The organism is Enterobacter cloacae complex sp. 382A5, from assembly GCF_050031095.1.
Lineage (GTDB): Bacteria > Pseudomonadota > Gammaproteobacteria > Enterobacterales > Enterobacteriaceae > Enterobacter > Enterobacter cloacae.
Genome location: NZ_JBLGVK010000002.1, coordinates 42214 through 68825, shown reverse-complemented (window position 1 = coordinate 68825; position 26612 = coordinate 42214). Strand labels below are relative to the sequence as shown.

Sequence of the window (26612 nt, the reverse complement as noted above, 5' to 3'; positions counted from 1 at the left end):
TGACATGAGGGGCGGCCAAGGGCGCCAGCCCTTGGACGTCCCCCTCGATGGAAGGGTTAGGCATCACTGCGTGTTCGCTCGAATGCCTGGCGTGTTTGAACCATGTACACGGCTGGACCATATGGGGTGGTTACGGTACCTTGCCTCTCAAACCCCGCTTTCTCGTAGCATCGGATCGCTCGCAAGTTGCTCGGCGACGGGTCCGTTTGGATCTTGGTGACCTCGGGATCATTGAACAGCAACTCAACCAGAGCTCGAACCAGCTTGGTTCCCAAGCCTTTGCCCAGTTGTGATGCATTCGCCAGTAACTGGTCTATTCCGCGTACTCCTGGATCGGTTTCTTCTTCCCACCGTCCGTCCCCGCTTCCAAGAGCAACGTACGACTGGGCATACCCAATCGGCTCTCCATTCAGCATTGCAATGTATGGAGTGACGGACTCTTGCGCTAAAACGCTTGGCAAGTACTGTTCCTGTACGTCAGCAAGTGTCGGGCGTGCTTCTTCTCCGCCCCACCACTCGACGATATGAGATCGATTTAGCCACTCATAGAGCATCGCAAGGTCATGCTCAGTCATGAGGCGCAGTGTGACGGAATCGTTGCTGTTGGTCACGATGCTGTACTTTGTGATGCCTAACTTTGTTTTTGCGTTGCTCATGATGTCTAACTCCCAATTTGTGTAGGGCTTATTATGCACGCTTAAAAATAATAAAAGCAGACTTGACCTGATAGTTTGGCTGTGAGCAATTATGTGCTTAGTGCATCTAACTTTGTTTTAGGGCGACTGCCCTGCTGCGTAACATCGTTGCTGCTCCATAACATCAAACATCGACCCACGGCGTAACGCGCTTGCTGCTTGGATGCCCGAGGCATAGACTGTACAAAAAAACAGTCATAACAAGCCATGAAAACCGCCACTGCGCCGTTACCACCGCTGCGTTCGGTCAAGGTTCTGGACCAGTTGCGTGAGCGCATACGCTACTTGCATTACAGCTTACGAACCGAACAGGCTTATGTCCACTGGGTTCGTGCCTTCATCCGTTTCCACGGTGTGCGTCACCCGGCAACCTTGGGCAGCAGCGAAGTCGAGGCATTTCTGTCCTGGCTGGCGAACGAGCGCAAGGTTTCGGTCTCCACGCATCGTCAGGCATTGGCGGCCTTGCTGTTCTTCTACGGCAAGGTGCTGTGCACGGATCTGCCCTGGCTTCAGGAGATCGGAAGACCTCGGCCGTCGCGGCGCTTGCCGGTGGTGCTGACCCCGGATGAAGTGGTTCGCATCCTCGGTTTTCTGGAAGGCGAGCATCGTTTGTTCGCCCAGCTTCTGTATGGAACGGGCATGCGGATCAGTGAGGGTTTGCAACTGCGGGTCAAGGATCTGGATTTCGATCACGGCACGATCATCGTGCGGGAGGGCAAGGGCTCCAAGGATCGGGCCTTGATGTTACCCGAGAGCTTGGCACCCAGCCTGCGCGAGCAGCTGTCGCGTGCACGGGCATGGTGGCTGAAGGACCAGGCCGAGGGCCGCAGCGGCGTTGCGCTTCCCGACGCCCTTGAGCGGAAGTATCCGCGCGCCGGGCATTCCTGGCCGTGGTTCTGGGTTTTTGCGCAGCACACGCATTCGACCGATCCACGGAGCGGTGTCGTGCGTCGCCATCACATGTATGACCAGACCTTTCAGCGCGCCTTCAAACGTGCCGTAGAACAAGCAGGCATCACGAAGCCCGCCACACCGCACACCCTCCGCCACTCGTTCGCGACGGCCTTGCTCCGCAGCGGTTACGACATTCGAACCGTGCAGGATCTGCTCGGCCATTCCGACGTCTCTACGACGATGATTTACACGCATGTGCTGAAAGTTGGCGGTGCCGGAGTGCGCTCACCGCTTGATGCGCTGCCGCCCCTCACTAGTGAGAGGTAGGGCAGCGCAAGTCAATCCTGGCGGATTCACTACCCCTGCGCGAAGGCCATCGGTGCCGCATCGAACGGCCGGTTGCGGAAAGTCCTCCCTGCGTCCGCTGATGGCCGGCAGCAGCCCGTCGTTGCCTGATGGATCCAACCCCTCCGCTGCTATAGTGCAGTCGGCTTCTGACGTTCAGTGCAGCCGTCTTCTGAAAACGACAAACAGCCAGAAAGGCTGTTACAGGCGATTTGATCTGCAACCTATTGGTTAAATTAATGTATCAAAAACGATGGTTTTTGTGACAGTCTTGAAAAGTCCTGACTTCTCCCGAAAAATGACTCCCCTCATGTAACAAAACTCGTTACTGTATCAACATAACAATAACCCCATAACTAATTAGCGAGAAAAGAATGAAAATCGGCTATGCACGTAAATCTACGCATCTTCAGGATGTGGCGCACCAGGTTGACGAACTAACAAAAGCTGGATGTGAGCAAATCTATCAGGATCAGACCTCACGTAGCGGCCCCAAGCGCGACAAAAAAGGTGCGCCGGAACTGGAGAACTGCCTGAAAGCATTGCGCGAGGGAGATACCCTAGTAGTTTGGGCACTAGATCGGCTCGGCGGTTCATTGGGTCAAGTCATTACTTTACTCGACGACCTGAAGAAACGCGGAATAACTTTCATAGCCATCAAGGACAGAATAGACACAAATGCGCCAGTTATAGGGGAAATCTATACTCATCTGATGGCGATATTCTCTAGCTTTGAACGCAACCGCAATATTGAAAGAACGCGCTCAGGCCTTGCAGCTGCACGCGCAAGGGGCCGTGTGGGAGGGAGAAAACCGTCACTTTCTGAAGAAGATGTTAAACAAATTAGAATCTTACTTGCTGATCCTGAAATGACAGTTGGTGCAGTTGCTAAGCGCTTCAACGTTTCTCGCATGACTATTTATCGCTACACCACAAAATCATGAATGACCGCAGCATGGCGGTTTTATTTTCTTATGCCCGTCAGGGCATGGAAGGCGACCACGCCGGACTTAAACGGGCACCGGCCGCAAATCGCCGGAAACCGCAACGCTGACCGTATCGCCCGGCCCAGCCCCTCCCTGCAAAGCCATAACCCAGCCCGCCGCCACGCAGCTGCCGCACGTCCCCCACGGTGGTGCGCAGTGGGCGCCGCGCGCCTGCGCGCGGGAACGGCGGCCCGCCTTCGGGTCGCGGCGCCGTACTGCGCGTTAGCGGCCGCACGCGGCCGGTTACGGGGGACACTACGCCATACGACCAGCGACCCGCTGAGCTGCACAATCCACGGATAACACAAGCTACATACATGTCGATATGGGAATCGGCCCACCTTGCCGGGCTGCGTAATTGCATCGGACTTGACTACCCATTTGCATTTTACTTGGTGACCGTTTGCAGATGGCACTGTTGCAAATAGTCGGTGGTGATAAACTTATCATCCCCTTTTGCTGATGGAGCTGCACATGAACCCATTCAAAGGCCGGCATTTTCAGCGTGACATCATTCTGTGGGCCGTACGCTGGTACTGCAAATACGGCATCAGTTACCGTGAGCTGCAGGAGATGCTGGCTGAACGCGGAGTGAATGTCGATCACTCCACGATTTACCGCTGGGTTCAGCGTTATGCGCCTGAAATGGAAAAACGGCTGCGCTGGTACTGGCGTAACCCTTCCGATCTTTGCCCGTGGCACATGGATGAAACCTACGTGAAGGTCAATGGCCGCTGGGCGTATCTGTACCGGGCCGTCGACAGCCGGGGCCGCACTGTCGATTTTTATCTCTCCTCCCGTCGTAACAGCAAAGCTGCATACCGGTTTCTGGGTAAAATCCTCAACAACGTGAAGAAGTGGCAGATCCCGCGATTCATCAACACGGATAAAGCGCCCGCCTATGGTCGCGCGCTTGCTCTGCTCAAACGCGAAGGCCGGTGCCCGTCTGACGTTGAACACCGACAGATTAAGTACCGGAACAACGTGATTGAATGCGATCATGGCAAACTGAAACGGATAATCGGCGCCACGCTGGGATTTAAATCCATGAAGACGGCTTACGCCACCATCAAAGGTATTGAGGTGATGCGTGCACTACGCAAAGGCCAGGCCTCAGCATTTTATTATGGTGATCCCCTGGGCGAAATGCGCCTGGTAAGCAGAGTTTTTGAAATGTAAGGCCTTTGAATAAGACAAAACGCTGCCTCATCGCTAACTTTGCAACAGTGCCCGCTCAGCTGGTTGGTAACTATTTTCAACCCGGACTCCAGATCACCTGGGCCAGCTTCAAGGCAGCGCCGCAGATACTCTGACCGATTACCACCTGAAACCAGGTCTATATAGGCCAAAAGTTCATCTGATACTTTTGCGGTTATTGTTGGCATTCAGTCCTCACTTTGTGCATTTTTTAAACGAAAAAAGGGTGTCTAATACGGTGAAATCATAGTATTACCAAAGTAATAAATAAAAAATGTTTTAAATCAGTAAGTTAGATTAGATTTGTAATACCTGGGTAATACCGCAGCATGGTTAAATTTGGTTTTTTTTCTTTTAAATCAGTGAGATAGCGTGATTTATCACGCTGCGTTAGGTGTATAGCAGGTTAAGGGATAAAAAATCATCTTTTTTTGGTAGGGCGATCTCCGTAGGTTAAGGGTCATTTGGCTAAAAAGCGTCCTATTCTTTGATGGTCATGCTTGCATGACCATCTGAGCAACCAAAAACTACAGATAAACTACAGATAAACTACAAAAAACGTTTTGCCTTAGTGTTGGAAGACTACAAATAGACTACAATAAAACTACAAAGAAACTACAAAAAACGTGACAGACTACAAATAGACTACAAGAAAACTACAGATAAACTACAAAACTCGATTGACCCCTTCTTACGAGTGTTGTAGAGTCATTTTCATACAACGGAGGGGGTTATGAATAAACCAGCAGATCTGAAACCCCGCAACTTATCGGCTGCTGTCAGATTGCGCCTAAATGAAATCGAGAACTGGCTGGACAGAGGGCTAACGCGGCATGAAATTGCTGAAATCCTCGACAGCGAATACAGCTTTTCGGTAACAGCCAAAGGGCTTGAGATGGCACTGTATAGAACGCGGCAAAACCGAAAAAATGTATTGCACAATACACATGATAAGAGTAGCGCGAAGGGTGCAGCGGAAAGTGTATTGCACAATACACAACCGTCTGAGCCTGAAGCGCAGGAAAGTGAAAAAGCAGAGAGTCCCGGCATTATTGATAAAGAATTCTTCAATAAAATCGGTGAGAATTTCGACCCTAAGAAGTTCAACAAAAAATTCTGAGGTGATTTATGAAAGTAGCGGTAATTAATTACAGTGGCAGTGTTCGTAAAACCTTAATTTCATCTTACCTGTTAGCCCCGCGGCTGACTGGTGCAAAGTTCTATGCGGTAGAGACTATCAACCAGTCTGCTTCCGATCTGGGTATTGAAAATGTGACCAGTTTTAAAGGTGACGACTTCTCACGTTTGATTGAGGGGTAATGACTCCAACTTACTGGTAGTGTTTTATGTTCAGATAATGTCCAATGACTTTGTCATGCAGTTCTCCCTTCAGGCGTGATTCATAAAGCGGCCAGTCATCCGTCATCCATACCACGACCTCAAAGGCCGACAGCAGGCCCGGAAGACGCTCCAGCGTGGCCAGAGTGCGTTCACCGAAGACGTGCGCCACAACCGTCCTCCGTATCCTGTCATACGCGTAAAACAACCAGCGCTGGCGTGATTTAGCGCCGACGAACCCCACTGTTCGTCTATTTCCGCGCAAACAATGACGTCACTGCCCGGTTGTATGCGTGAGTTTACCGACTGCGGCCTGAGAGGCGGTGTAAGTGAACTGTAGCTGCCATGTTTTACGGCAGTGAGAGCAGAGATAGCGCTGATGTCCGGCAGTACTTTTACCGTTACGCACCACGCCTTCAGTAGCTGAGCAGGAGGGACAAGTGATGGAGATGGAAGCCACTGGAGCACCTCAAAACCACCATCATACACTAAATCAGCAAGTTGGTAGCATTACCCAGAACTGGACAGAATAGGCTGTATGTCTAACTTCTGGCCACAGATATAATCGAGCCAGCAGTGCTCGCCGCAGCCGAGCGACAGGGCGAAGCCCCGAGTGAGCGAGGAAGCACCATGGAACAGTACTCATAAATTCTGCATACGCTCAATGCCTGCAAAATCACCTCCCATAGGGGTTATCCACTTATCCACGGGGATATTTTTATAAGATCTTTTTAAATAGTTGTTAGATTTTTATTTTTAGAATGCCCACAGGCCTTTATCCATGCGGGTTCCAGAGAGGGATCTGTGACAAAACGCCCTTTCAGTGTGACAAATCACCCTCAAATAGCCGCCATTTCTGTGACAAGTTGCCCTTAACCCTGTGACAAATTGCCCTCAGGAAGCGTTGCTTTTCACAAAGTTATCCATCCCTGTTGACTCTGTTTTATGAAGTGTGACAATCTTAAAGTCTGTCACACTTCGCATGGACCTGTCATGGCGGAAATAGCGGTTATAAACCATAAAAAACGTAAAAATAGCCCGCGGATTGTCCAGTCTAACGAGCTGACTGAGGCGGCATATAGTCTCTCCAGGGATCAAAAGCGTATGCTGTATCTGTTCGTTGACCAGATCAGAAAATCCGACGGCTCCCTGCAGGAACATGACGGCATCTGCGAAATTCACGTTGCTAAATACGCTGAAACATTCGGGCTGACCTCCGCTGAAGCCAGTAAGGATATACGACAGGCTTTAAAAGGTTTTGCGGGTAAGGAAGTGGTTTTCTATCGCCCTGAAGAGGATGCCGGCGATGAAAAAGGGTATGAATCCTTTCCCTGGTTTATTAAACGTGCGCACAGCCCATCCAGAGGGCTTTACAGCGTACATATCAACCCATATCTGATTCCCTTCTTCATCGGGTTACAGAACCGGTTTACGCAGTTCCGGCTCAGTGAAACAAAAGAGATTACCAATCCGTACGCCATGCGTTTATACGAATCTCTGTGCCAGTACCGTAAACCTGATGGCTCAGGTGTCGTGTCCCTGAAAATCGACTGGATCATGGAACGCTACCAGCTACCTCAAAGTTACCAGCGTATGCCGGACTTTCGCCGCCGTTTCCTGCAGGCAAGTGTTGACGAGATCAACAGCCGGACACCAATGCGCCTTTCTTACATCGAGAAAAAGAAAGGCCGCCAGACGACGCATATCGTATTTTCCTTCCGTGATATAACCTCCATGACGATTGAATAGTTGAGGGCTATCTGTCACAGATTTAAGGGTGGTTCGTCACATTTGATCTGGAAAGTTGAGGGTGATTTGTCACAGTTTTGCTGTTCCCTCCCTGGCATCCTGCGCTTACTCATAGTTTTTTTGGCTGTAACCGGTAGTGGAGCCAGAATTGAGGGCAATTTGTCACCCTATCCTGAGGGTAGTTTGTCACACTAGATTTTCTCCCTCTTCCCGGGTAATGGTGCCAACTTACTGATTTAGTGTATGATGGTGTTTTTGAGGTGCTCCCGTGGCTTCCATCTCCATCACTTGTCCCTCCTGCTCAGCTACTGAAGGCGTGGTGCGTAACGGTAAAAGTACTGCCGGACATCAGCGCTATCTCTGCTCTCACTGCCGTAAAACATGGCAGCTACAGTTCACTTACACCGCCTCTCAGGCCGCAGTCGGTAAACTCACGCATACAACCGGGCAGTGACGTCATTGTTTGCGCGGAAATAGACGAACAGTGGGGTTCGTCGGCGCTAAATCACGCCAGCGCTGGTTGTTTTACGCGTATGACAGGATACGGAGGACGGTTGTTGCACACGTCTTCGGTGAACGTACTATGGCCACGCTGGAGCATCTTCTGAGCCTGCCGTCGGACTTTCAGGGCGCGTGGTTCCTTTTAAACACCAGCTCTGTATCTCTTTTAAAGATCCTTCAATAAATCCTGTAAACACATAACCTGTTCATCGCCTGCCCTGTGGACAGGCTCGGGAGAATGCCCGCCCTTGCAGCGACCTGACGGTCGCGCCGGTTCGGCAACACCTGAGAGAGCTCCCATCGCTCCGCGACGGGCCCCGACCGGAGAATTAAATTAGTTACAGCATTCAAAAAACAAATCATCATAAAACCAGCGCCGGTTTGCCAGCCAGGAGCCCCTCCCCACCACTGAAAAGCGCCGCCGCCCCCGGCCGAAGGCCGGGAGTAGTGTCGCTTTTAATGATGGGTGTTGTAACTACTCTTCTTCATCGCTGTCGGTGGAGCTGCGGTCAGTTGTCTGGTACACGCTCGTAAGCGGCCCTGCGGCCCGCTAACGCGGAGATACGCCCAGGCTGCGGCTGTCCTTGCCGGGACCACTCCGACCGCGTACAGAGGCATCTGAGACGTTTTTAGCGGGTATAGCTTTGCAGCTACCGTGTTAAGTTCCCTGGTGTCGCTGAGATAGTTGATGAACATCCCCCTAAGCGTCAGCAGCAAGCTGCCGCCGCTAAGGCCCCGGAAATCACGCCCTTTACGTCGTAAACGCCGTAAAGCCCGCTCACCGGGGTTAAAAGGGATTACTTTGACTTCTTCATTGCTGTTAGCGGGTTAAGGCTAATCAGGGCAGGGGGTAGGGTGGCAGAATTTATAGCCCGGCAACCGGCTACGCCGGGCTTTCGGCGCCATTTCACTCCACAGACACATGTAACCTCATCTGGCGCCTCCATGCCGCTGACGCGGCATCCAGAAGTTTCCCGATGCTGTAAGTCTTAACGTCTGCTTTGTGCCAGGAGCGGACATTGACTTGCTCCCGTGTTGCTGAGGCATTTACTTTTTCGGCGAAATTTTGCGGCGCAGGTAATTCGCCGACAGCGCCGCAATAAGGCCACACAGGCTCATCAGCAGCCAGGCTGCATGGAAGGATTCGGGTGCAGCAGCTTTACCGCTTAGAGCAACAAAAAGCGCAATGCCGATCGCCGCACCAATCTGGCGTGAGGTGTTGATCAGCCCTGTTCCTGTCGAATACATATGGGCCGGAAGCCCGGAAACCGCACCTGCCATAAAGCCCGTCTGCGCGATACCCGCACCGAGTCCGGTCATAATCAGTCCGGGCAAATAGTTCAGTAACCAGGCATTATCGGTATGGTCGCTGAGCGTTAAAAACCACCAGAGTCCACTCAGGAAGTACAGTACGGAGCCTGCGACAGCAAGGTTCTGTGGAGTGGCCTTTACCCTCCCGATAAGCAGCGAGGCGACAACGGCGGTGCCGGGTCCCGCAGCAAAAGCAAGACCTGCCTGTGCGGCGGTCAGGTGCCATGCCTGGGTCAGAAACATCGTGCCGCCAAGTAACATAACGGCAAAACTCATATAAAAACATCCCATGCCTATTGTTGCCGTTGTGAAAGTCCGGGAATGGAACAGACTCAGGTCGAGAAGAGGACGGGAGGATTTCAGGCAGTGGTACACAAATACCGTCAGAACGACGATGGCTCCCATACTTCCCGCGAAAATAGCGGCTTTGTGGGTGGCCCATTCCGAAGTATGAGCTATGGTGGCGGTGAGGAGAGCTATTCCTGACGTCAGGAGTACGCTTCCAGCAATATCGGGGGCAGGCCCGGTATGCGGTGCACTTTCTTTCAGGTATCGAGTACAGATGAGAGCCCCAATCGGGGAGCCCGCAGAATTCGGAAAAAATCGTACGCTAAGGTTTTCCGGGCATCCGTAAGGGCCGAAACTTCCCGTCTTCCAGTCTGCGGCTCTGCCGCCAGACGTAATCGCCGGTTAGGTTGATGTGCTCCCAGCCCAGCGGCGACAGGAATTGCAGCAGCTCGCCGTCCACCGGCTTGCCGGCCTCGACCAACCCCTGGGTGGCGCGTTCCAGGTACACCGTGTTCCACAGCACGATAGCCGCCGTCACCAGGTTGAGGCCGCTGGCCCGGTAGCGCTGCTGCTCGAAGCTCCGATCCCTGATTTCCCCAAGGCGGTTGAAGAACACCGCCCTGGCCAGCGAGTTGCGCGCCTCACCTTTGTTCAGGCCGGCATGCACGCGGCGGCGCAGTTCAACACTTTGCAGCCAGTCCAGGATGAACAGCGTGCGCTCGATCCGGCCCAGCTCGCGCAGGGCCACGGCCAGTCCGTTCTGGCGCGGGTAGCTGCCGAGCTTGCGCAGCATCAGCGAGGCGGTGACGGTGCCCTGCTTGATCGAGCTGGCCAGGCGCAGGATGTCGTCCCAGTGGGCACGCACGTGCTTGATGTTCAGGGTGCCGCCGATCAGCGGGCGCAACGTCGGGTAGGCTTGCACGCCCTGCGGCACGTACAGCTTGGTTTCGCCGAGGTCGCGGATGCGCGGCGCGAAGCGGAAGCCTAGCAGGTGCATCAGGGCAAAGACGTGATCGGTGAAGCCGGCCGTGTCGGTGTAGTGCTCCTCGATCCGCAGGTCGGACTCGTGGTACAGCAGGCCGTCGAGCACATAGGTGGAATCGCGGACGCCGACATTCACCACGCGGGTGCTGAACGGCGCGTACTGGTCGGAGATATGGGTATAGAACAGCCGTCCCGGCTCGCTACCGTACTTCGGGTTGACGTGCCCGGTGCTCTCGCCCCGGCCACCCGCGCGGAAGCGCTGGCCATCGGAGGATGAGGTCGTGCCGTCGCCCCAGTGGGCGGCAAAGGCGTGGCGATACTGGTGGTTGACCAGCTCGGCCAAGGCCGCCGAATAGGTTTCGTCGCGGATGTGCCAGGCTTGCAGCCAGGACAGCTTGGCGTAGGTCAGGCCGGGGCTCGACTCGGCCATCTTGGTCAGCCCGAGGTTGATCGCATCACCGAGGATTGCGGACAGCAGCAACGTCCTGTCTTTGGCCTCGGCCCCGTCCTTCAAGTGGGTGAAGTGGCGGCTGAAGCCCGTCCAGTCGTCCACGTCCATCAGCAGTTCGGTGATCTTGATGCGCGGCAGTAACTGGCTGGTTTGGTCGATCAGCGCCTGCGCCCGATCCGGCACCGCCGCATCCAGCGGGGTGATTTTCAGCCCTGACTCGGTGAGGATGGCATCGGGCAGCTCGTTGTCCTTGGCCAGGCGGGTGACGGTGGCCAACTGCTCGTCCAGCAGCTGCAAACGCTCTTCCAGGTACTGGTCGCTGTTCGGGTTGATCGCCAGGGGCAGGGCCTGCTCGCGCTTGAGTGCGGCGAACTTCTCGGCCGGCAGCAGGTAGTCGTCGAAGTCGCGGAACTGCCGCGAGCCCTTGACCCAGATGTCGCCGGAGCGCAGGGCGTTCTTCAGCTCGGACAGGGCGCAGATTTCGTAGAATTTCCGGTCGAGGCCTTCCGGGGTGATCACCAGCGGCTTCCAGCGCGGCTTGATGAAGGCCGTGGGTGCATCGGCCGGCACCTTGCGCAGGTTGTCGGCGTTCATCTCACGCAGGGTCTGCACGGCTGCCAGCACGCCTTGCGCGGCCGGCCCGTGCTGTTCCCCAACTTTTCGCTCGGCGAAGAGTATGAACATGCGCCGCCGGCGACGAATCGCCAAATCTCACCGTATCTCCCGAGCGGACGATTTCGCACCGGTCTGCCCGTCGAAGGGCTTGCGATCGAACGGGGCGACCTTTTCTATGCATGTCCGCGAGCCAGCGTCTTTTATGGCACGGCGCTCGACGCCGACCTTCGGACGCGCGGCGTAAGCACGCTTGTCATGGCCGGGATAAGCACCACCGGCGTTGTTCTTTCAAGCGTCGCCTGGGCTAGTGATGCGGACTACGACGTGCGTTTGGTCCAGGACTGCTGCTACGACCCGGATCGGGATGCCCACGAAGCTCTGTTGCGTTCCGGGTTCGGCGGACGTGTACAGGTCGTGTAATTTTCGGGCCTCGCATGATCGCGGCCATAGCCGCAGGTGGATTGGTGCGAGGCAGGGCCAGTCCAAGTCAGGGTGCGGTCATCGCGGCGCCTGCAACTCTCAAAAACCCATCGCCGTAGCGGAGGTCTTGTAATCGCATGTCATTACGCACGCCCGATTTATTGTTCACAGCGATAGCACCTGCCATTTGGGGCAGCACCTACATTGTCACCACCCAATACCTGCCGAACTTCTCACCGATGACGGTCGCGATGCTGCGGGCGTTGCCGGCGGGTTTATTGCTCGTGATGATCGTCCGACAGATTCCAACGGGAATCTGGTGGATGCGCATCTTCATCCTCGGCGCACTTAATATTTCGCTATTCTGGAGCTTGTTGTTTATTTCGGTCTACCGCCTGCCGGGCGGGGTCGCGGCGACGGTAGGCGCTGTGCAGCCGCTGATGGTCGTGTTCATCTCTGCCGCTCTGCTAGGTAGCCCGATACGATTGATGGCGGTCCTGGGGGCTATTTGCGGAACTGCGGGCGTGGCGCTGTTGGTGTTGACACCAAACGCAGCGCTAGATCCTGTCGGCGTCGCAGCGGGCCTGGCGGGGGCGGTTTCCATGGCGTTCGGAACCGTGCTGACCCGCAAGTGGCAACCTCCCGTGCCTCTGCTCACCTTTACCGCCTGGCAACTGGCGGCCGGAGGACTTCTGCTCGTTCCAGTAGCTTTAGTGTTTGATCCGCCAATCCCGATGCCTACAGGAACCAATGTTCTCGGCCTGGCGTGGCTCGGCCTGATCGGAGCGGGTTTAACCTACTTCCTTTGGTTCCGGGGGATCTCGCGACTCGAACCTACAGTTGTTTCCTTACTGGGCTTTCTCAGCCCGGGGACCGCCGTGTTGCTAGGATGGTTGTTCTTGGATCAGACGCTGAGTGCGCTTCAAATCATCGGCGTCCTGCTCGTGATCGGGAGTATCTGGCTGGGCCAACGTTCCAACCGCACTCCTAGGGCGCGTATAGCTTGCCGGAAGTCGCCTTGACCCGCATGGCATAGGCCTATCGTTTCCACGATCAGCGATCGGCTCGTTGCCCTGCGCCGCTCCAAAGCCCGCGACGCAGCGCCGGCAGGCAGAGCAAGTAGAGGGCAGCGCCTGCAATCCATGCCCACCCGTTCCACGTTGTTATAGAAGCCGCATAGATCGCCGTGAAGAGGAGGGGTCCGACGATCGAGGTCAGGCTGGTGAGCGCCGCCAGTGAGCCTTGCAGCTGCCCCTGACGTTCCTCATCCACCTGCCTGGACAACATTGCTTGCAGCGCCGGCATTCCGATGCCACCCGAAGCAAGCAGGACCATGATCGGGAACGCCATCCATCCCCGTGTCGCGAAGGCAAGCAGGATGTAGCCTGTGCCGTCGGCAATCATTCCGAGCATGAGTGCCCGCCTTTCGCCGAGCCGGGCGGCTACAGGGCCGGTGATCATTGCCTGGGCGAGTGAATGCAGAATGCCAAATGCGGCAAGCGAAATGCCGATCGTGGTCGCGTCCCAGTGAAAGCGATCCTCGCCGAAAATGACCCAAAGCGCGGCCGGCACCTGTCCGACAAGTTGCATGATGAAGAAGACCGCCATCAGGGCGGCGACGACGGTCATGCCCCGGGCCCACCGGAACGAAGCGAGCGGGTTGAGAGCCTCCCGGCGTAACGGCCGGCGTTCGCCTTTGTGCGACTCCGGCAAAAGGAAACAGCCCGTCAGGAAATTGAGGCCGTTCAAGGCTGCCGCGGCGAAGAACGGAGCGTGGGGGGAGAAACCGCCCATCAGCCCACCGAGCACAGGTCCCGCGACCATCCCGAACCCGAAACAGGCGCTCATGAAGCCGAAGTGCCGCGCGCGCTCATCGCCATCAGTGATATCGGCAATATAAGCGCCGGCTACCGCCCCAGTCGCCCCGGTGATGCCGGCCACGATCCGCCCGATATAGAGAACCCAAAGGAAAGGCGCCGTCGCCATGATGGCGTAGTCGACAGCAGCGCCGGCCAGCGAGACGAGCAAGACCGGCCGCCGCCCGAAACGATCCGACAGCGCGCCCAGCACAGGTGCGCAGGCAAATTGCATCAACGCATACAGCGCCAGCAGAATGCCATAGTGGGCGGTGACGTCGTTCGAGTGAACCAGATCGCGCAGGAGGCCCGGCAGCACCGGCATAATCAGGCCGATGCCGACAGCGTCGAGCGCGACAGTGCTCAGAATTACGATCAGGGGTCTGTTGGGTTTCACGTCTGGCCTCCGGACCAGCCTCCGCTGGTCCGATTGAACGCGCGGATTCTTTATCACTGATAAGTTGGTGGACATATTATGTTTATCAGTGATAAAGTGTCAAGCATGACAAAGTTGCAGCCGAATACAGTGATCCGTGCCGCCCTGGACCTGTTGAACGAGGTCGGCGTAGACGGTCTGACGACACGCAAACTGGCGGAACGGTTGGGGGTTCAGCAGCCGGCGCTTTACTGGCACTTCAGGAACAAGCGGGCGCTGCTCGACGCACTGGCCGAAGCCATGCTGGCGGAGAATCATACGCATTCGGTGCCGAGAGCCGACGACGACTGGCGCTCATTTCTGATCGGGAATGCCCGCAGCTTCAGGCAGGCGCTGCTCGCCTACCGCGATGGCGCGCGCATCCATGCCGGCACGCGACCGGGCGCACCGCAGATGGAAACGGCCGACGCGCAGCTTCGCTTCCTCTGCGAGGCGGGTTTTTCGGCCGGGGACGCCGTCAATGCGCTGATGACAATCAGCTACTTCACTGTTGGGGCCGTGCTTGAGGAGCAGGCCGGCGACAGCGATGCCGGCGAGCGCGGCGGCACCGTTGAACAGGCTCCGCTCTCGCCGCTGTTGCGGGCCGCGATAGACGCCTTCGACGAAGCCGGTCCGGACGCAGCGTTCGAGCAGGGACTCGCGGTGATTGTCGATGGATTGGCGAAAAGGAGGCTCGTTGTCAGGAACGTTGAAGGACCGAGAAAGGGTGACGATTGATCAGGACCGCTGCCGGAGCGCAACCCACTCACTACAGCAGAGCCATGTAGAGGGGTCTGACGCTCAGTGGAACGAAAACTCACGTTAAGCAACGTTTTCTGCCTCTGACGCCTCTTTTAATGGTCTCAGATGTCCTTTGGTCACCAGTTCTGCCAGCGTGAAGGAATAATGGCCGAGCATATTGATATGTCCGTGGCAAAGCGGGGAGAGGCGTGCGATATCTTCATCATTCAGTGTTTCACCCTGCGCCCGGAGATGATCCAGGGCTGCCTGCATATAAATAGTGTTCCATAACACGACGGCGTTAGTGACCAGCCCCAGTGTGCCCAGTTGATCTTCCTGACCGTCGGTATATCGTTTTCTTATCTCACCTTTTTGACCGTGACAGATGGCTCTGGCAACGGCATGGCGACTTTCTCCCCGATTAAGCTGGGTCAGAATGCGCCGGCGGTAATCTTCATCATCAATATAATTAAGCAGATACAGCGTTTTGTTGATGCGCCCCACTTCAATGATTGCCTGAGTCAGTCCGGAAGGACGTTCACTTTTCAGCAATGAACGGACCAGCACTGAAACCTGTACTTTGCCCAGCTTCAGGGAGCCAGCGGTCCGGATCATTTCGTCCCACTGAAGGACTATTTTTCGGGGATCTGATTGCCCTCTGGCAATATCATTCAGCACGCCATAGTCGGCATCATGGTCCATTCGCCAGAAAACCGAAGCACCGGCATCAGCCAGGCGTGGAGAAAACTGGTATCCCAGCAGCCAGAAAAGGCCAAAGACAAGTTCGCTGGCACCTGCTGTATCGGTCATAATTTCGGTTGGATTCAGCCCGGTCTCCTGTTCCAGAAGACCTTCCAGCACAAAGATAGAGTCCCTCAGCGTCCCCGGTATAACGATGCCATGAAAGCCGGAATACTGATCGGACACAAAGTTGTACCAGGTGATCCCTCTGTTATTACCAAAGTATTTGCGGTTCGGTCCGGCATTGATTGTTCTGACTGGCGTAACAAAGCGCATTCCATCTGCAGATGCCACTTCTCCTCCACCCCATATCTGTGCCAGTGGCAGCGTTGCCTGAAAATCAACCAGTCTGGCATTAGCGCTGGTGATAGTTTCAGCCCGCAGATAGTTCGCTTTTGTCCAGTTCAGCCGGTGTCGGGTCAGTGCAGGAACATTTGATCTGATCAGTGGTTCCAGACCGATATTGCAGGCTTCAGCCATCAGCACGGCGCTGATGCTGACGGGCAGATCATCAACTCTGGCACTGGCTTCACTAGCATGGAAAAACTCATCAGCAAATCCGGTATGGGCGTTAATTTCGAGCAGCAACTCCGTTAAATCCACCGGAGGGAGTAGATCACTGATCATTTTGCTCAGTCGTTTCAGACTGTCCGGCTCATCAAGACTGGCGAGGGGAGAAATTGTCAACCGGGGCTTCGGGCCAGAAACATCGAGTTCGACAGCCTCATTTTCGCAAAGACGTGCAGCAACCTGTCTGTAACGACTATCAAGCTGATGACCCAGAGATTTTATTGCTTCCTGCGGGTCTGTCGGGTGCCCCAAAGAACGATAAACCTTAATCCGGTTTGCCTGCCAGTCAGCACCCTGTAGTAATCTTGCACGAGGATCTCCCCACCGGTTACTGCCGGTAACGTAGACATCCCTCCGCCTCAGACTATCCTGCAGTTTACTGAGAAAGCAGAGCGTGTATCCCCTGCGGGTGATATGTTTTTCCTTGTTAATCACCAGCCGTTTCCATGACCGACTGATAATTTCCGTTGGTGCGTCGTCAAAAAACTGCCGCCGTGAGCTGAACTCCCGGCTGAGGTAGTCACAGGCATTCAGAGTGGTAACCCCGGCAGGTGCGGATGAAAATTTAACGGTATTCAGCAGATGGGGCAGGAAACGACGAACGCGCCCGTACTGCTCCACCATTTCTTCATGAAAATTATCGTCTGAGGGCCGGGCAATTTCACGGACAAGCGTGATGATTTCAGCCAGCTTTTGCCTTGGGATGTAGCTGAACACCTCAGCACGAATCGATTCGTCCGGTGTTTCTTCTTTCAGCAGGTACGAACATGCGCTGGCGAGCGCCAATGCAGATTTATCCAGATCCTTCAGCGAGCGGAGCCGTTTTTTCTGCCCAATCTTTCTGGCGTCACGGATGATAACGGCCAGCATGGCGTCCAGAACGTCCAATGCATCATCCAGCGCCAGCGTTTCCCATGCAAGGACAAAGGCAACCAGAACCGCCATCCTTTTCTGCGGTGACATCCTGGCAATATTGAACACCGAAGTCATACCAGCATAACGTGCGAGATTTTTCAGGCGCACAGCCGGGAGTGTACTCAGGTTTTCAGCATGCAGGCCAAAATCGTTCAGAGTTTTCCAGCGTTCAATTGCTTCATTAAACGCCGGACCACTGATGGTCACAGGGCCCTTTTTCAGTGATTCCAGTAAAGACAGGCGGCTGCAATCAGTTGGCCCCAGCAGCATCTCCAGCTGTGAACGCTGTTCGGCTGACGGTATCAGTGCCAGTTTGTTCCACAGGCGCAACGTCGCCTTTTCCCTTACCTCTGAAATCAACCGGGTCAGCGTAGTGGCTCCGGGGAGAATAATACGATGTTGCATAAGCCACCCTGTCGCCAGATCGAAAAGCAGGCCAGGACGTTCGTTGCTTATCCAGCTCCGGGTATATAAAAGACGGGTAAGGCGAAATGTCCAGGGCCAGGCAAATTCACGATACTGATAGTGCTGACGTATCAGCGCTGCATGCTCACGGCGGGTATTTTCCCTCTGACCGTATTCTGCAAGAACGGTGATATCACGAATCCCGAGCTGTCTGGCGGTAAAATGCCGGACGCCGGAAGGAATATGACCTGGGACCTACGTGCGCCCGCACCGACACCCTCACACCTTCGAGCTACTGTTGCCATTAAGGGGTCGTTTCGTGGTGCTGAATTTTGACGATCGGGGTACCGTCACCCATCGGGCGATATTGGGGGAAACCTGTACGGTGCTGGAGATGGCCGCAGGAACCTGGCATGCCGTGCTGTCGCTGGATACCGGTGGCATAATTTTTGAAGTAAAACACGGTGGCTATCAACCCGTGGCTGCCGATGACTATGCGCACTGGGCTCCAGCGGAAGGAGAACCAGGAACCACGGAGCTTATGGCCTGGTATGCGCAAGCGCAGGTGGGCGACAGCACTTTTGCCGTCTAAGGCGATAAACAAAAACGGAATGAGTTTCCCCATTCCGTTTCCGCTATTACAAACCGTCGGTGACGATTTTAGCCGCCGACGCTAATACATCGCGACGGCTTTCTGCCTTAGGTTGAGGCTGGGTGAAGTAAGTGACCAGAATCAGCGGCGCACGATCTTTTGGCCAGATCACCGCGATATCGTTGGTGGTGCCATAGCCACCGCTGCCGGTTTTATCCCCCACAACCCAGGAAGCAGGCAGTCCAGCCTGAATGCTCGCTGCACCGGTGGTATTGCCTTTCATCCATGTCACCAGCTGCGCCCGTTGGCTGTCGCCCAATGCTTTACCCAGCGTCAGATTCCGCAGAGTTTGCGCCATTGCCCGAGGTGAAGTGGTATCACGCGGATCGCCCGGAATGGCGGTGTTTAACGTCGGCTCGGTACGGTCGAGACGGAACGTTTCGTCTCCCAGCTGTCGGGCGAACGCGGTGACGCTAGCCGGGCCGCCAACGTGAGCAATCAGCTTATTCATCGCCACGTTATCGCTGTACTGTAGCGCGGCCGCGCTAAGCTCAGCCAGTGACATCGTCCCATTGACGTGCTTTTCCGCAATCGGATTATAGTTAACAAGGTCAGATTTTTTGATCTCAACTCGCTGATTTAACAGATTCGGTTCGCTTTCACTTTTCTTCAGCACCGCGGCCGCGGCCATCACTTTACTGGTGCTGCACATCGCAAAGCGCTCATCAGCACGATAAAGTATTTGCGAATTATCTGCTGTGTTAATCAATGCCACACCCAGTCTGCCTCCCGACTGCCGCTCTAATTCGGCAAGTTTTTGCTGTACGTCCGCCGTTTGCGCATACAGCGGCACACTTCCTAACAACAGCGTGACGGTTGCCGTCGCCATCAGCGTGAACTGGCGCAGTGATTTTTTAACCATGGGATTCCTTATTCTGGAAGATACGAAATAACAACAACATGAATAGTCCCTAAATTCCACGTGTGTTTTTTATTAGCTTCAAAAATCACTATTTCACGAAGAATTTAGACTGCTTCTCACACATTGTAACATTATTTACAACCACCTTTCAATCATTTTTGATAAATCATTGATTTCATCTTTGCTGCAATGATACTTAATAAACTCTGCAAGTTATCCACAGAGCAACACTCAATTTTATTGATGATATTCTTATTATACCAGACATTTTTCATACACTCCCTTGTACGGATAGTTTTCCGACAACTTCATGATTACATATCTTGCGGTTTTGATTATTTTTGCTGCAAGAAATACATACTTCAAACGAAAGGTCTTTATTTGCTGTCTGTATTCTGAAGAGTCCAAGGAATCAAACTTGAACAACAAAAATAGGTTATATGAAAGCATCATCATTTGAAACACGGCTTCATTCGCCCAAAATGACTTTAGCAAGAGATGACCCACCGCCATGTCGTATTTGGCTTCTTTGATATAGTTTTCAGCATTACCACGCTTTTCATAGTATATAACTACTTTTTCAGAAAGCAAGGTAGTATTTGTTACAAAGAAAAAGTAGTCGTATTCGGAACCTTCTAAAAGTGATAATTGTGCTCTTTCTTTTTCTGGTTTCAGTACGCGAGATACGACAAATCTTCTGTCTTTTTCCCATTTAACTAATTTTGTATACAGTTCTGTAGTTTCTCTACCTTCTTCTCCTTTAACGAATACAATTGATGAATTCGTTGCTTGTGAGGTGAGTGTAGAATAACTTTTGGCTTTAATTAAATATTTGCATCCAAGAGATTCTATCGTTTCGATAATTTTTTCATCAAAGTAGCCACTATCCATTCGAAATAAAATTTCTAAATCGTCTGATTTGATGTTAGCAACAATTTCTTTGATCATTTCCGCAGCACCGTTTGCAGTGTAAGTATTGCCACTTCTTACAAATCCGGTAACATATGCTTTTAATTCGTCGCAAAATGCAAATTGGATATTGTAGCATCGGTTTCCCAGTTTCTTAGGATTATATCCTTTTGACGCACCTTCTTGATGACCTTCTACGTTAATTACACTACTATCAATATCAATCGTAATGGATGTCAATTTACTTTTAGTGAGCAGTTTTTTAAAGACTTTAAAATTAATGTCTCTAAACATTTGGGTTGTCTTGAAGTTGAAGTTTCCTAGAAACCGTGACACTGTTTCAGGTTCTTTTACGGAAATATCAAACTCGTTGACGAGGGGATCATTTTGAAGTAGCTTTAGACGTTCTAACTTATCAATGCCAATGAAGTGACCGCAGAGCATGGTCTTTATATGATTCATCTTGATTTTATTTGTTGAGTCATTATCAAATACGAGGTCATTTTCAATAAAATCAAAAATCCCATTGCTTTTTGCATTCTCAAGGAGCAGAAAAAGACCTGCATTTGATGTTAGATTCTTAGCTTTGAAATCAATTTTATTAATCATAATTAGAACCCCTTTTTACTACTTTTCTTACTATTATTTTACCATATATCGAGTCATAAAAGCTGATAATTTAACATATTTTTGAGCACTTTTCTTTCACCCAATGGGTGAAAGCTGAATTTCGAAGGAATGCATATTTATCAAGGCTTTGATTATGCTTTTTGAAGTACTGACGTAGAATCTAGGTATGATTCATATCGGTGAGGAAGGTGCCCAGAAAACGGACACATCCAATTTGCAGGGCAATGCCCAGACGGTTGTGATCACCTCTGCTTTTTCCGATAAATTCCTTGTCTGCTTCATCAAGGTGAAAATATCGTGCCAGCTGAAGCTCATCCGGTTCACCGGTGAATCTGCCATAGCTTTCAGTCTGCTCAGTGGTCAGAAAGTCAACGGGCATATCGGCCTCCCTGCCTGACGGGCATTTAGTAACATTTTTCCAACCGTACGAAATGTTATAAATTATCGGACATCGTAAAACTGTTACATTAATATGTCTATTAAATCGTAAATTTGTAATAATAGACATGAGTTGTCCGATATTCGATTTAAGGTACATTTTTATGCGACTTTTTGGTTACGCTCGGGTCTCAACCAGTCAGCAGTCTCTTGATCTTCAGGTCAGAGCACTCAAAGACGCAGGTGTGAAAGCAAACCGTATATTTACCGATAAGGCATCCGGCAGTTCAACAGACCGGGAAGGGCTGGATTTGCTGAGGATGAAGGTGGAGGAAGGTGATGTCATTCTGGTTAAGAAGCTCGACCGTCTTGGCCGCGACACTGCCGATATGATCCAACTGATAAAGGAATTTGACGCTCAGGGCGTGGCAGTCCGGTTCATTGATGACGGGATCAGTACCGACGGTGATATGGGGCAAATGGTGGTCACCATCCTGTCGGCTGTGGCACAGGCTGAACGCCGGAGGATCCTAGAACGCACGAATGAGGGCCGACAGGAAGCAAAGCTGAAAGGAATCAAATTTGGCCGCAGGCGTACCGTGGACAGGAACGTCGTGCTGACGCTTCATCAGAAGGGCACTGGTGCAACGGAAATTGCTCATCAGCTCAGTATTGCCCGCTCCACGGTTTATAAAATTCTTGAAGACGAAAGGGCCTCGTGATACGCCTATTTTTATAGGTTAATGTCATGATAATAATGGTTTCTTAGACGTCAGGTGGCACTTTTCGGGGAAATGTGCGCGGAACCCCTATTTGTTTATTTTTCTAAATACATTCAAATATGTATCCGCTCATGAGACAATAACCCTGGTAAATGCTTCAATAATATTGAAAAAGGAAGAGTATGAGTATTCAACATTTTCGTGTCGCCCTTATTCCCTTTTTTGCGGCATTTTGCCTTCCTGTTTTTGCTCACCCAGAAACGCTGGTGAAAGTAAAAGATGCTGAAGATCAGTTGGGTGCACGAGTGGGTTACATCGAACTGGATCTCAACAGCGGTAAGATCCTTGAGAGTTTTCGCCCCGAAGAACGTTTTCCAATGATGAGCACTTTTAAAGTTCTGCTATGTGGTGCGGTATTATCCCGTGTTGACGCCGGGCAAGAGCAACTCGGTCGCCGCATACACTATTCTCAGAATGACTTGGTTGAGTACTCACCAGTCACAGAAAAGCATCTTACGGATGGCATGACAGTAAGAGAATTATGCAGTGCTGCCATAACCATGAGTGATAACACTGCTGCCAACTTACTTCTGACAACGATCGGAGGACCGAAGGAGCTAACCGCTTTTTTGCACAACATGGGGGATCATGTAACTCGCCTTGATCGTTGGGAACCGGAGCTGAATGAAGCCATACCAAACGACGAGCGTGACACCACGATGCCTGCAGCAATGGCAACAACGTTGCGCAAACTATTAACTGGCGAACTACTTACTCTAGCTTCCCGGCAACAATTAATAGACTGGATGGAGGCGGATAAAGTTGCAGGACCACTTCTGCGCTCGGCCCTTCCGGCTGGCTGGTTTATTGCTGATAAATCTGGAGCCGGTGAGCGTGGGTCTCGCGGTATCATTGCAGCACTGGGGCCAGATGGTAAGCCCTCCCGTATCGTAGTTATCTACACGACGGGGAGTCAGGCAACTATGGATGAACGAAATAGACAGATCGCTGAGATAGGTGCCTCACTGATTAAGCATTGGTAACTGTCAGACCAAGTTTACTCATATATACTTTAGATTTGAAATGTAAGGCCTTTGAATAAGACAAAAGGCTGCCTCATCGCTAACTTTGCAACAGTGCCTCTCGATAGGTATAGTGTTTTGCAGTTTAGAGGAGATATCGCGATGCATACGCGGAAGGCAATAACGGAGGCAATTCGAAAACTCGGAGTCCAAACCGGTGACCTGTTGATGGTGCATGCCTCACTTAAAGCGATTGGTCCGGTCGAAGGAGGAGCGGAGACGGTCGTTGCCGCGTTACGCTCCGCGGTTGGGCCGACTGGCACTGTGATGGGATACGCGTCGTGGGACCGATCACCCTACGAGGAGACTCTGAATGGCGCTCGGTTGGATGACAAAGCCCGCCGTACCTGGCCGCCGTTCGATCCCGCAACGGCCGGGACTTACCGTGGGTTCGGCCTGCTGAATCAATTTCTGGTTCAAGCCCCCGGCGCGCGGCGCAGCGCGCACCCCGATGCATCGATGGTCGCGGTTGGTCCGCTAGCTGAAACGCTGACGGAGCCTCACGAACTCGGTCACGCCTTGGGGGAAGGGTCGCCCGTCGAGCGGTTCGTCCGCCTTGGCGGGAAGGCCCTGCTGTTGGGTGCGCCGCTAAACTCCGTTACCGCATTGCACTACGCCGAGGCGGTTGCGGATATCCCCAACAAACGATGGGTGACGTATGAGATGCCGATGCTTGGAAGAAACGGTGAAGTCGCCTGGAAAACGGCATCAGAATACGATTCAAACGGCATTCTCGATTGCTTTGCTATCGAAGGAAAGCCGGATGCGGTCGAAACTATAGCAAATGCTTACGTGAAGCTCGGTCGCCATCGAGAAGGTGTCGTGGGCTTTGCTCAGTGCTACCTGTTCGACGCGCAGGACATCGTGACGTTCGGCGTCACCTATCTTGAGAAGCACTTCGGAGCCACTCCGATCGTGCCAGCACACGAAGCCGCCCAGCGCTCTTGCGAGCCTTCCGGTTAGAGGCCGTCGACAATGATAATCTGGATCAACGGACCTTTCGGCGCCGGAAAGACGACTCTCGCTGAGCGGCTGCGCGATCGGCGTCCGAAATCGCTGATCTTTGACCCTGAGGAAATCGGGTTCGTGGTGAAAGAAACGGTCCCCATACCAGCGAGCGGAGACTATCAGGATCTCCCCTTGTGGAGGGGACTTACGATCGCTGCGGTCAGCGAGATTCGCAGGAATTACTCGCAGGACATCATCATCCCAATGACGCTCGTGCACCCGGACTATCAGAGGTGGCTCGGGAAATCTGCACAGCGGTGATAAGTGGAATTTCTGCCTGACTTCGGCTTAGATGCCGGGAACAGGAGATACCATGACAAGACGACCGCGCCGGAACCACAGCCCGGCTTTCAAGGCAAAAGTGGCGCTCGCCGCGATCCGAGGTGAGCAGACGCTGGTGGAATTGTCCCAGCAGTTCGACGTGCATGCCAACCAGATCAAACAGTGGAAAGACCAGCTCCTTGATGGGGCGACAGGCGTTTTCGGCGATGAAGCGAAGGCGGAACCGGCAGGTCCAACCGTCGATGTCAAAACGCTGCACGCCAAAATAGGCGAACTGACATTGGAGAATGATTTTTTAGCCGGAGCGCTCGGCAAAGGGCACTGTTGCAAATAGTCGGTGGTGATAAACTTATCATCCCCTTTTGCTGATGGAGCTGCACATGAACCCATTCAAAGGCCGGCATTTTCAGCGTGACATCATTCTGTGGGCCGTACGCTGGTACTGCAAATACGGCATCAGTTACCGTGAGCTGCAGGAGATGCTGGCTGAACGCGGAGTGAATGTCGATCACTCCACGATTTACCGCTGGGTTCAGCGTTATGCGCCTGAAATGGAAAAACGGCTGCGCTGGTACTGGCGTAACCCTTCCGATCTTTGCCCGTGGCACATGGATGAAACCTACGTGAAGGTCAATGGCCGCTGGGCGTATCTGTACCGGGCCGTCGACAGCCGGGGCCGCACTGTCGATTTTTATCTCTCCTCCCGTCGTAACAGCAAAGCTGCATACCGGTTTCTGGGTAAAATCCTCAACAACGTGAAGAAGTGGCAGATCCCGCGATTCATCAACACGGATAAAGCGCCCGCCTATGGTCGCGCGCTTGCTCTGCTCAAACGCGAAGGCCGGTGCCCGTCTGACGTTGAACACCGACAGATTAAGTACCGGAACAACGTGATTGAATGCGATCATGGCAAACTGAAACGGATAATCGGCGCCACGCTGGGATTTAAATCCATGAAGACGGCTTACGCCACCATCAAAGGTATTGAGGTGATGCGTGCACTACGCAAAGGCCAGGCCTCAGCATTTTATTATGGTGATCCCCTGGGCGAAATGCGCCTGGTAAGCAGAGTTTTTGAAATGTAAGGCCTTTGAATAAGACAAAAGGCTGCCTCATCGCTAACTTTGCAACAGTGCCCTTCACCTGCCGGTGGGCCGTCTCCCGGTCCAGCTTTCCTTCGCGCTTCAATTCGGTGATCGCTGCACCATAGCTCGGCGCTTTGTCGGTATTGAGCGTGGCAGGCTTTTCCCAGTGCTTCAGGCCTCGCAGGGCCTTGCCCAGGAACCGCTTCGCTGCCTTGGCGCTGCGGGTCGGCGACAGGTAGAAATCGATCGTGTCGCCCCGCTTGTCGACTGCCCGGTACAGGTAGGTCCACTTGCCCCGCACCTTGACGTAGGTTTCATCCAGGCGCCAGCTCGGATCAAAGCCACGCCGCCAGAACCAGCGCAGCCGCTTCTCCATCTCCGGGGCGTAGCACTGGACCCAGCGATAGATCGTCGTATGGTCGACCGAAATGCCGCGTTCCGCCAGCATTTCCTCAAGGTCGCGATAGCTGATCGGATAGCGACAATACCAGCGCACCGCCCACAGGATCACATCACCCTGGAAATGGCGCCACTTGAAATCCGTCATCGTTCCGTCCGTCCAATCTCCGCCAAGCATGCTCAAGCTTCACGATTTTTGCAACAGAGCCCACACGAGTATTGAGCATAGTCGAGATTGGTGCAGATCACTTCTGATATTGAACTGTCAGGAGCTGGCTGCACAACAGCCATTACGCCCAATCAACTGGTGCAGTCGTCTTCTGAAAATGACATTTGGTATCTCTCATAAACGGATGTTTTTGAGAGAACTATCTTCGGCCTTCACACGCACGAAAGGCGGCGAAGCTCCGCCGTTAATCCGTCCGCCGGAGATCTCGCCCAGGCAGGCTGAAGGCCGAGCAAGCCTGACAGGCCCGAAAAGCCCGGCACGGGCGTCGGCGGCGATGACGGCGGCGGCATTATCCAGGGTTGATGATGGAAGTGGAGGATATCGACAACCTCTCGCGCAACCAAGACATCGCGGTCGGACTGCAAGTGATCTTGAAGCCACGGGCCCGTCCCACCCCGACATGGACCTCGATGCCCGAACGGACGTTAGATTTCGAGTTCTAGGCGTTCTGCGATGAAGGTTGGATCCCAGCCGGGATTGAAAGTGTCGACGTGGGTGAATCCGAGCCGCTCGTATAGGCCACGCAGGTTCGGGTGGCAGTCGAGCCGCAGCTTGGCGCACCCCTGCGTTCGCGCGGCATGGCGGCAAGCCTCGATCAGCGCGGAGCTGACACCCCGGCCCGCATGTGTCCGTCGCACCGCGAGCTTGTGCAGATATGCGGCCTCCCCCTTGAGGGCGTCGGGCCAGAACTCGGGATCCTCGGCCGACAAGGTGCAACAGCCGACGATGCCGTCGCTGCAACTCGCGACTAGGAGCTCGGATCTCAGGACGAAGGTCTCCGCGAATGTCCGGTCGATCCGCGCGACGTCCCAGGCGGGCGTTCCCTTGGCGGACATCCACGCCGCAGCGTCGTGCATCAGCCGCACAACCTCGTCGATATCACCCGAGCAGGCGACCCGAACGTTCGGAGGCTCCTCGCTGTCCATTCGCTCCCCTGGCGCGGTATGAACCGCCGCC

21 protein-coding genes and 7 pseudogenes are annotated in these 26612 nt (G+C 53.6%); 17 read left to right on the top strand and 11 right to left on the bottom strand.

Annotation, left to right across the window (positions count from 1 at the left end):
* Positions 1–56 precede the first annotated feature (56 nt).
* Positions 57–611 carry a fluoroquinolone-acetylating aminoglycoside 6'-N-acetyltransferase AAC(6')-Ib-cr5 gene (locus tag ACQG2G_RS22965; protein WP_063840321.1) on the bottom strand — a complete coding sequence of 185 codons (555 nt, stop codon included), beginning with the start codon at positions 609–611 and terminating at the stop codon, positions 57–59.
* Between the two features lie 291 nt (positions 612–902).
* Between ACQG2G_RS22965 and intI1 the strand changes: the two genes are divergently transcribed.
* The 5 genes from intI1 to ACQG2G_RS22940 all read left to right on the top strand — a co-directional run bounded on the left by intI1 (position 903) and on the right by ACQG2G_RS22940 (position 5437).
* A complete protein-coding gene (gene intI1 / locus ACQG2G_RS22960) occupies positions 903–1916 on the top strand; it encodes a class 1 integron integrase IntI1 (protein WP_000845048.1) in 1014 nt (337 codons plus the stop codon).
* A 392-nt stretch (positions 1917–2308) separates the two neighbouring features.
* A complete protein-coding gene (locus ACQG2G_RS22955) occupies positions 2309–2878 on the top strand; it encodes a recombinase family protein (protein ID WP_001749988.1) in 570 nt (189 codons plus the stop codon).
* Positions 2879–3394: 516 nt separating this feature from the next.
* Positions 3395–4099 carry an IS6-like element IS26 family transposase gene (locus ACQG2G_RS22950; protein ID WP_001067855.1) on the top strand — a complete coding sequence of 235 codons (705 nt, stop codon included), beginning with the start codon at positions 3395–3397 and terminating at the stop codon, positions 4097–4099.
* 751 nt (positions 4100–4850) lie between these two features.
* Complete coding sequence (gene stbA / locus ACQG2G_RS22945) at positions 4851–5237, top strand: plasmid stabilization protein StbA (protein WP_001039463.1); 387 nt, start codon at positions 4851–4853, stop codon at positions 5235–5237.
* 8 nt (positions 5238–5245) lie between these two features.
* Positions 5246–5437 carry a hypothetical protein gene (locus ACQG2G_RS22940; protein ID WP_000861580.1) on the top strand — a complete coding sequence of 64 codons (192 nt, stop codon included), beginning with the start codon at positions 5246–5248 and terminating at the stop codon, positions 5435–5437.
* 10 nt (positions 5438–5447) lie between these two features.
* On the opposite strand, the pseudogene ACQG2G_RS22935 reads toward ACQG2G_RS22940, so the two are convergent.
* Positions 5448–5915, bottom strand: a pseudogene (locus ACQG2G_RS22935) (IS1 family transposase).
* A 533-nt stretch (positions 5916–6448) separates the two neighbouring features.
* Here ACQG2G_RS22935 and repE point away from each other — a divergent pair.
* Both repE and ACQG2G_RS22925 read left to right on the top strand, forming a co-directional pair.
* On the top strand, positions 6449–7204 hold the full coding sequence (gene repE / locus ACQG2G_RS22930) for a replication initiation protein RepE (RefSeq protein WP_000807690.1): 756 nt from the start codon (positions 6449–6451) through the stop codon (positions 7202–7204).
* 268 nt (positions 7205–7472) lie between these two features.
* Positions 7473–7829: pseudogene (locus ACQG2G_RS22925) on the top strand (IS1 family transposase); the annotation flags it as partial.
* 923 nt (positions 7830–8752) lie between these two features.
* On the opposite strand, the gene ACQG2G_RS22920 reads toward ACQG2G_RS22925, so the two are convergent.
* Together ACQG2G_RS22920 and ACQG2G_RS22915 are read right to left on the bottom strand one after the other, a co-directional pair.
* Entirely contained in the window at positions 8753–9292 is a 540-nt protein-coding gene (locus ACQG2G_RS22920) for a hypothetical protein (protein WP_426769501.1), read from the bottom strand.
* A 334-nt stretch (positions 9293–9626) separates the two neighbouring features.
* A pseudogene (locus tag ACQG2G_RS22915) lies at positions 9627–11378 on the bottom strand (Tn3-like element TnAs1 family transposase); the annotation flags it as partial.
* 3 nt (positions 11379–11381) lie between these two features.
* Between ACQG2G_RS22915 and ACQG2G_RS22910 the strand changes: the two are divergent.
* Together ACQG2G_RS22910 and ACQG2G_RS22905 are read left to right on the top strand one after the other, a co-directional pair.
* A complete protein-coding gene (locus ACQG2G_RS22910; RefSeq protein ID WP_001351729.1) occupies positions 11382–11774 on the top strand; it encodes a cysteine hydrolase family protein in 393 nt (130 codons plus the stop codon).
* A 137-nt stretch (positions 11775–11911) separates the two neighbouring features.
* Positions 11912–12796: a DMT family transporter gene (locus tag ACQG2G_RS22905; RefSeq protein WP_000058717.1), complete on the top strand. Its 885-nt coding sequence runs from the start codon at positions 11912–11914 to the stop codon at positions 12794–12796.
* A 31-nt stretch (positions 12797–12827) separates the two neighbouring features.
* On the opposite strand, the gene tet(A) is transcribed toward ACQG2G_RS22905, so the two are convergent.
* Positions 12828–14027, bottom strand: coding sequence for a tetracycline efflux MFS transporter Tet(A) (gene tet(A), locus ACQG2G_RS22900; protein WP_000804064.1), 1200 nt, complete (start codon positions 14025–14027; stop codon positions 12828–12830).
* Positions 14028–14132: 105 nt separating this feature from the next.
* Between tet(A) and tetR(A) the strand changes: the two genes are divergently transcribed.
* On the top strand, positions 14133–14783 hold the full coding sequence (gene tetR(A), locus ACQG2G_RS22895) for a tetracycline resistance transcriptional repressor TetR(A) (protein ID WP_000164043.1): 651 nt from the start codon (positions 14133–14135) through the stop codon (positions 14781–14783).
* 117 nt (positions 14784–14900) lie between these two features.
* On the opposite strand, the pseudogene ACQG2G_RS22890 reads toward tetR(A), so the two are convergent.
* A pseudogene (locus ACQG2G_RS22890) lies at positions 14901–17651 on the bottom strand (Tn3-like element Tn3 family transposase); the annotation flags it as partial.
* Between the two features lie 64 nt (positions 17652–17715).
* Here ACQG2G_RS22890 and ACQG2G_RS22885 point away from each other — a divergent pair.
* Entirely contained in the window at positions 17716–18009 is a 294-nt protein-coding gene (locus tag ACQG2G_RS22885; protein ID WP_116961751.1) for a WbuC family cupin fold metalloprotein, read from the top strand.
* Positions 18010–18055: 46 nt separating this feature from the next.
* Here ACQG2G_RS22885 and ACQG2G_RS22880 read toward each other — a convergent pair whose 3' ends face one another.
* From ACQG2G_RS22880 to ACQG2G_RS22870, 3 genes and pseudogenes are all read right to left on the bottom strand, one after another.
* Positions 18056–18931, bottom strand: a complete 876-nt coding sequence (locus ACQG2G_RS22880) for an extended-spectrum class A beta-lactamase CTX-M-15 (protein ID WP_000239590.1) — start codon at positions 18929–18931, stop codon at positions 18056–18058.
* A gap of 255 nt (positions 18932–19186) precedes the next feature.
* Positions 19187–20449, bottom strand: coding sequence for an IS1380-like element ISEcp1 family transposase (locus ACQG2G_RS22875; protein ID WP_000608644.1), 1263 nt, complete (start codon positions 20447–20449; stop codon positions 19187–19189).
* Positions 20450–20642: 193 nt separating this feature from the next.
* A pseudogene (locus ACQG2G_RS22870) lies at positions 20643–20849 on the bottom strand (DUF4158 domain-containing protein); the annotation flags it as partial.
* A 163-nt stretch (positions 20850–21012) separates the two neighbouring features.
* Between ACQG2G_RS22870 and ACQG2G_RS22865 the strand changes: the two are divergent.
* The 6 genes and pseudogenes from ACQG2G_RS22865 to ACQG2G_RS22840 all read left to right on the top strand — a co-directional run bounded on the left by ACQG2G_RS22865 (position 21013) and on the right by ACQG2G_RS22840 (position 25027).
* Positions 21013–21570: a recombinase family protein gene (locus ACQG2G_RS22865; RefSeq protein WP_001235713.1), complete on the top strand. Its 558-nt coding sequence runs from the start codon at positions 21013–21015 to the stop codon at positions 21568–21570.
* Positions 21571–21752: 182 nt separating this feature from the next.
* Positions 21753–22613, top strand: coding sequence for a broad-spectrum class A beta-lactamase TEM-1 (locus ACQG2G_RS22860; protein ID WP_000027057.1), 861 nt, complete (start codon positions 21753–21755; stop codon positions 22611–22613).
* Between the two features lie 141 nt (positions 22614–22754).
* Positions 22755–23615 carry an aminoglycoside N-acetyltransferase AAC(3)-IIe gene (aac(3)-IIe, locus tag ACQG2G_RS22855; RefSeq protein WP_000557452.1) on the top strand — a complete coding sequence of 287 codons (861 nt, stop codon included), beginning with the start codon at positions 22755–22757 and terminating at the stop codon, positions 23613–23615.
* A 12-nt stretch (positions 23616–23627) separates the two neighbouring features.
* Entirely contained in the window at positions 23628–23921 is a 294-nt protein-coding gene (locus ACQG2G_RS22850) for an AAA family ATPase (protein WP_000587836.1), read from the top strand.
* Between the two features lie 52 nt (positions 23922–23973).
* Positions 23974–24237 (top strand): annotated as a pseudogene (locus ACQG2G_RS22845) (transposase); the annotation flags it as partial.
* 85 nt (positions 24238–24322) lie between these two features.
* Positions 24323–25027 carry an IS6-like element IS26 family transposase gene (locus ACQG2G_RS22840; RefSeq protein WP_001067855.1) on the top strand — a complete coding sequence of 235 codons (705 nt, stop codon included), beginning with the start codon at positions 24323–24325 and terminating at the stop codon, positions 25025–25027.
* 52 nt (positions 25028–25079) lie between these two features.
* Here the strand turns inward: ACQG2G_RS22840 and ACQG2G_RS22835 are convergent.
* Positions 25080–25574, bottom strand: a pseudogene (locus tag ACQG2G_RS22835) (IS6-like element IS6100 family transposase); the annotation flags it as partial.
* Positions 25575–26080: 506 nt separating this feature from the next.
* Positions 26081–26581, bottom strand: coding sequence for a GNAT family N-acetyltransferase (locus ACQG2G_RS22830; protein WP_000376623.1), 501 nt, complete (start codon positions 26579–26581; stop codon positions 26081–26083).
* Positions 26582–26612: the final 31 nt, after the last annotated feature.